The sequence below is a fragment of the Bacillus cereus group sp. RP43 genome (assembly GCF_040459645.1).
GTDB classification, from domain to species: domain Bacteria; phylum Bacillota; class Bacilli; order Bacillales; family Bacillaceae_G; genus Bacillus_A; species Bacillus_A mycoides_C.
The window spans coordinates 4,850,775-4,857,500 of the sequence record NZ_JARVHQ010000001.1 but is presented as its reverse complement, the minus strand read 5'-3'; the positions used below and the strand labels follow the sequence as shown (position 1 = coordinate 4,857,500).

Here is a 6,726-nt window from a genome sequence, read left to right as displayed (position 1 = left end):
CTAAGGTGGGACAGATGATTGGGGTGAAGTCGTAACAAGGTAGCCGTATCGGAAGGTGCGGCTGGATCACCTCCTTTCTATGGAGAATTGATGAACGCAGTTCATCAATAAACGTTGACTTGTTTCGTTTCGTTCAGTTTTGAGAGAACTATCTCTCAAGTTTAAATGTATGTTCTTTGAAAACTAGATAACAGTGTAGCTCATATTTTTTTAATTTTAGTTTGGTTAAGTTAGAAAGGGCGCACGGTGGATGCCTTGACACTAGGAGTCGATGAAGGACGGGACTAACGCCGATATGCTTCGGGGAGCTGTAAGTAAGCTTTGATCCGAAGATTTCCGAATGGGGAAACCCACTATACGTAATGGTATGGTATCCTTACCTGAATACATAGGGTATGGAAGACAGACCCAGGGAACTGAAACATCTAAGTACCTGGAGGAAGAGAAAGCAAATGCGATTTCCTGAGTAGCGGCGAGCGAAACGGAATCTAGCCCAAACCAAGAGGCTTGCCTCTTGGGGTTGTAGGACATTCTATACGGAGTTACAAAGGAACGAGGTAGACGAAGCGACCTGGAAAGGTCCGTCACAGAGGGTAACAACCCCGTAGTCGAAACTTCGTTCTCTCTTGAATGTATCCTGAGTACGGCGGAACACGTGAAATTCCGTCGGAATCTGGGAGGACCATCTCCCAAGGCTAAATACTCCCTAGTGATCGATAGTGAACCAGTACCGTGAGGGAAAGGTGAAAAGCACCCCGGAAGGGGAGTGAAAGAGATCCTGAAACCGTGTGCCTACAAATAGTCAGAGCCCGTTAATGGGTGATGGCGTGCCTTTTGTAGAATGAACCGGCGAGTTACGATCCCGTGCGAGGTTAAGCTGAAGAGGCGGAGCCGCAGCGAAAGCGAGTCTGAATAGGGCGTTTAGTACGTGGTCGTAGACCCGAAACCAGGTGATCTACCCATGTCCAGGGTGAAGTTCAGGTAACACTGAATGGAGGCCCGAACCCACGCACGTTGAAAAGTGCGGGGATGAGGTGTGGGTAGCGGAGAAATTCCAATCGAACCTGGAGATAGCTGGTTCTCCCCGAAATAGCTTTAGGGCTAGCCTTAAGTGTAAGAGTCTTGGAGGTAGAGCACTGATTGAACTAGGGGTCCTCATCGGATTACCGAATTCAGTCAAACTCCGAATGCCAATGACTTATCCTTAGGAGTCAGACTGCGAGTGATAAGATCCGTAGTCAAGAGGGAAACAGCCCAGATCGCCAGCTAAGGTCCCAAAGTGTGTATTAAGTGGAAAAGGATGTGGAGTTGCTTAGACAACTAGGATGTTGGCTCAGAAGCAGCCACCATTTAAAGAGTGCGTAATAGCTCACTAGTCGAGTGACTCTGCGCCGAAAATGTACCGGGGCTAAATACACCACCGAAGCTGCGAATTGATACCAATGGTATCAGTGGTAGGGGAGCGTTCTAAGTGCAGTGAAGTCAGACCGGAAGGACTGGTGGAGCGCTTAGAAGTGAGAATGCCGGTATGAGTAGCGAAAGACGGGTGAGAATCCCGTCCACCGAATGCCTAAGGTTTCCTGAGGAAGGCTCGTCCGCTCAGGGTTAGTCAGGACCTAAGCCGAGGCCGACAGGCGTAGGCGATGGACAACAGGTTGATATTCCTGTACCACCTCTTTATCGTTTGAGCAATGGAGGGACGCAGAAGGATAGAAGAAGCGTGCGATTGGTTGTGCACGTCCAAGCAGTTAGGCTGATAAGTAGGCAAATCCGCTTATCGTGAAGGCTGAGCTGTGATGGGGAAGCTCCTTATGGAGCGAAGTCTTTGATTCCCCGCTGCCAAGAAAAGCTTCTAGCGAGATAAAAGGTGCCTGTACCGCAAACCGACACAGGTAGGCGAGGAGAGAATCCTAAGGTGTGCGAGAGAACTCTGGTTAAGGAACTCGGCAAAATGACCCCGTAACTTCGGGAGAAGGGGTGCTTTCTTAACGGAAAGCCGCAGTGAATAGGCCCAAGCGACTGTTTAGCAAAAACACAGGTCTCTGCGAAGCCGTAAGGCGAAGTATAGGGGCTGACACCTGCCCGGTGCTGGAAGGTTAAGGAGAGGGGTTAGCGTAAGCGAAGCTCTGAACTGAAGCCCCAGTAAACGGCGGCCGTAACTATAACGGTCCTAAGGTAGCGAAATTCCTTGTCGGGTAAGTTCCGACCCGCACGAAAGGTGTAACGATTTGGGCACTGTCTCAACCAGAGACTCGGTGAAATTATAGTACCTGTGAAGATGCAGGTTACCCGCGACAGGACGGAAAGACCCCGTGGAGCTTTACTGTAGCCTGATATTGAATTTTGGTACAGTTTGTACAGGATAGGCGGGAGCCATTGAAACCGGAGCGCTAGCTTCGGTGGAGGCGCTGGTGGGATACCGCCCTGACTGTATTGAAATTCTAACCTACGGGTCTTATCGACCCGGGAGACAGTGTCAGGTGGGCAGTTTGACTGGGGCGGTCGCCTCCTAAAGTGTAACGGAGGCGCCCAAAGGTTCCCTCAGAATGGTTGGAAATCATTCGTAGAGTGCAAAGGCATAAGGGAGCTTGACTGCGAGACCTACAAGTCGAGCAGGGACGAAAGTCGGGCTTAGTGATCCGGTGGTTCCGCATGGAAGGGCCATCGCTCAACGGATAAAAGCTACCCCGGGGATAACAGGCTTATCTCCCCCAAGAGTCCACATCGACGGGGAGGTTTGGCACCTCGATGTCGGCTCATCGCATCCTGGGGCTGTAGTCGGTCCCAAGGGTTGGGCTGTTCGCCCATTAAAGCGGTACGCGAGCTGGGTTCAGAACGTCGTGAGACAGTTCGGTCCCTATCCGTCGTGGGCGTAGGAAATTTGAGAGGAGCTGTCCTTAGTACGAGAGGACCGGGATGGACGCACCGCTGGTGTACCAGTTGTTCTGCCAAGGGCATAGCTGGGTAGCTATGTGCGGAAGGGATAAGTGCTGAAAGCATCTAAGCATGAAGCCCCCCTCAAGATGAGATTTCCCATAGCGTAAGCTAGTAAGATCCCTGAAAGATGATCAGGTTGATAGGTTCGAGGTGGAAGCATGGTGACATGTGGAGCTGACGAATACTAATAGATCGAGGACTTAACCATATAATATGAAGCAATGTTATCTAGTTTTGAAGGAATATACCTTCATCAGTTTGGTGATGATGGCAGAGAGGTCACACCCGTTCCCATACCGAACACGGAAGTTAAGCTCTCTAGCGCCGATGGTAGTTGGGACCTTGTCCCTGTGAGAGTAGGACGTCGCCAAGCAAAAACCTAAGTCGTTTCGACTTAGGTTTTTTTGTGTTTATTTTTATTTACCGAAGGTTAAAATCGATAAATTTAATAACGCTAAAGAAGAAAAAAGAATGAAATAGAAACGGTATAAAATAAAATTTGGATGATAAAGTGATAAGAAGGCTATAAAGTAATACGTTTAAATATAAATTGAAGGTAAGGATTACCTTTTTATGTTAATTTAGTTGTCAAATGAACAATAATGTTTTTGATTTAATATGAAAAGGTTATGTGAAAAAGAGCTGGATGGCTATTTTTCACATAACCTTTTTGTGGTTTTAAAGGATTTTACCTAAGAAAAAATCTATAATTAAGGTAGTTAACATATATTTTTTGATGGGTGTGGGGGATTATGAAAGAAATATGCATGTTATTAGTGGCTGTTATATTATGGGGGGCAGCAATTGCGCCAACGAAATGGGCATTAGAATCCATTCAACCATTTACTTTGTTATTTATTCGTCTTTTCTTTGCAGGTGGAATTTGTATGCTTTTTTCATATGGTCAACTTCAAAAAGCGATCGTACATAAACATATTCCATGGAAAAGAATGAGTTTGTTATCTTTTACTGGTGTAGCTGGGTACTTTATGTTTACATCCTACGGGATTTCTTTAACAAGTGGATTACATGTTAGTATCATTGATGCCGCATTGCCATTAGTTACAATTCTTTTTTCAGCGTTCTTTTTGAAAGAGAAAATTCAGTCGAATTATTGGATAGGTATTATATTGGGGGCTATAGGGGTACTTCTTATTACAATTTCATCTAATGATGCTGATCAAGAGGTGTCTTTAATAGGAGATATCCTAATTTTATTAAGTACCTTCTTATTTGCTTTCTATACAGTATTGTTAAAACAGCCGAAACAGGAACAGTACCTATCAAACAAGGTTTTTACAACATTAACTTTAATTATTGGATCCGTTATTTTATTACCATTTGCAATGGTAGAAACTTTTTATTACGGTTTCCCAAAGATTGAAACCTGGAAGGCTGGACTTAGTGTAATGTATCTTGTTATTGGAGCGACAATTTTGGCATATTGGTTTTGGAATAAAGCACTAGAGAGAGTTTCAGCATCAGTAAGTGGATTATATTTAAATGCATTACCGCTAATAAGTATTGTTGCGTCAATTGTTCTATTAAATGAATCTTTAACGTGGAGAATAGTAATAGGCGGCGGTTTAGTCTTATTTGGAGTGGTATGGGCAGATAAAAGTAAATTAATCGATTTATTTATCATTTCTCGACAGAAAACTCCCGCCTCAAGGAATGAGTAGAACGATAGTTTAAATAGAGAGGGGAGAGTTCAAAAGTTTAAAGAGTGCATGTATATAATGTGTAATCAAAAGGACGTCTTGTATGTAATGGGATGTCCTTTTTTATTATTTTCATTGAAATAGAGAAATTGAATAACTGAAATTAATATAGAAAATACCTTTAGGAATTATTTTATTATTAATTGAATAAAAGGTGTTGACGATTAGCCTATAGAGGTGTAATATAGAACAAGTCGCCGATAGCAACAACGCAGAAAGCGACAAAACAAAATGAAAAACTTAGTTGACATTACAAATTGGAAATGTTAACATAAGGGAGTCGCAAATGAGCGGCAAACAAGTTCTTTGAAAACTGAACGAAACAAACAACGTGAACGTCAATTTTTATTTTTAGATGCTAGACAAACTAACTTTATTGGAGAGTTTGATCCTGGCTCAGGATGAACGCTGGCGGCGTGCCTAATACATGCAAGTCGAGCGAATGGATTAAGAGCTTGCTCTTATGAAGTTAGCGGCGGACGGGTGAGTAACACGTGGGTAACCTGCCCATAAGACTGGGATAACTCCGGGAAACCGGGGCTAATACCGGATAATATTTTGAACTGCATGGTTCGAAATTGAAAGGCGGCTTCGGCTGTCACTTATGGATGGACCCGCGTCGCATTAGCTAGTTGGTGAGGTAACGGCTCACCAAGGCAACGATGCGTAGCCGACCTGAGAGGGTGATCGGCCACACTGGGACTGAGACACGGCCCAGACTCCTACGGGAGGCAGCAGTAGGGAATCTTCCGCAATGGACGAAAGTCTGACGGAGCAACGCCGCGTGAGTGATGAAGGCTTTCGGGTCGTAAAACTCTGTTGTTAGGGAAGAACAAGTGCTAGTTGAATAAGCTGGCACCTTGACGGTACCTAACCAGAAAGCCACGGCTAACTACGTGCCAGCAGCCGCGGTAATACGTAGGTGGCAAGCGTTATCCGGAATTATTGGGCGTAAAGCGCGCGCAGGTGGTTTCTTAAGTCTGATGTGAAAGCCCACGGCTCAACCGTGGAGGGTCATTGGAAACTGGGAGACTTGAGTGCAGAAGAGGAAAGTGGAATTCCATGTGTAGCGGTGAAATGCGTAGAGATATGGAGGAACACCAGTGGCGAAGGCGACTTTCTGGTCTGTAACTGACACTGAGGCGCGAAAGCGTGGGGAGCAAACAGGATTAGATACCCTGGTAGTCCACGCCGTAAACGATGAGTGCTAAGTGTTAGAGGGTTTCCGCCCTTTAGTGCTGAAGTTAACGCATTAAGCACTCCGCCTGGGGAGTACGGCCGCAAGGCTGAAACTCAAAGGAATTGACGGGGGCCCGCACAAGCGGTGGAGCATGTGGTTTAATTCGAAGCAACGCGAAGAACCTTACCAGGTCTTGACATCCTCTGAAAATCCTAGAGATAGGACTTCTCCTTCGGGAGCAGAGTGACAGGTGGTGCATGGTTGTCGTCAGCTCGTGTCGTGAGATGTTGGGTTAAGTCCCGCAACGAGCGCAACCCTTGATCTTAGTTGCCATCATTAAGTTGGGCACTCTAAGGTGACTGCCGGTGACAAACCGGAGGAAGGTGGGGATGACGTCAAATCATCATGCCCCTTATGACCTGGGCTACACACGTGCTACAATGGACGGTACAAAGAGCTGCAAGACCGCGAGGTGGAGCTAATCTCATAAAACCGTTCTCAGTTCGGATTGTAGGCTGCAACTCGCCTACATGAAGCTGGAATCGCTAGTAATCGCGGATCAGCATGCCGCGGTGAATACGTTCCCGGGCCTTGTACACACCGCCCGTCACACCACGAGAGTTTGTAACACCCGAAGTCGGTGGGGTAACCTTTATGGAGCCAGCCGCCTAAGGTGGGACAGATGATTGGGGTGAAGTCGTAACAAGGTAGCCGTATCGGAAGGTGCGGCTGGATCACCTCCTTTCTATGGAGAATTGATGAACGCAGTTCATCAATAAACGTTGACTTGTTTCGTTTCGTTCAGTTTTGAGAGAACTATCTCTCAAGTTTAAATGTATGTTCTTTGAAAACTAGATAACAGTGTAGCTCATATTTTTTTAATTTTAG

Annotated in this window: 1 protein-coding gene and 4 rRNA genes (1 of these 5 cut by a window edge); all 5 read left to right on the top strand. The window is 45.9% G+C overall.

Annotated features, from left to right (window positions below; translation table 11 throughout):
* A 16S ribosomal RNA gene (locus tag QCI75_RS25150) occupies positions 1 to 77 on the top strand (it extends 1,475 nt beyond the left edge of the window).
* Positions 78 to 223: 146 nt separating this feature from the next.
* Positions 224 to 3,145, top strand: a 23S ribosomal RNA gene (locus QCI75_RS25145).
* Positions 3,146 to 3,194: 49 nt separating this feature from the next.
* Positions 3,195 to 3,310 (top strand): 5S ribosomal RNA (rrf, locus tag QCI75_RS25140).
* Between the two features lie 379 nt (positions 3,311 to 3,689).
* On the top strand, positions 3,690 to 4,619 hold the full coding sequence (locus QCI75_RS25135; RefSeq protein WP_144509120.1) for a DMT family transporter: 930 nt from the start codon (positions 3,690 to 3,692) through the stop codon (positions 4,617 to 4,619).
* Between the two features lie 412 nt (positions 4,620 to 5,031).
* A 16S ribosomal RNA gene (locus QCI75_RS25130) occupies positions 5,032 to 6,583 on the top strand.
* The 16S, 23S and 5S rRNA genes sit together here, the layout of an rRNA operon.
* The last annotated feature ends 143 nt before the right edge of the window (positions 6,584 to 6,726 follow it).

What these genes read in the sequence shown, in the direction of transcription:
- QCI75_RS25135 (WP_144509120.1), top strand. Translation starts at nt 3,690, where the DNA reads ATGAAAGAAATATGCATGTTATTAGTGGCTGTTATATTATGGGGGGCA.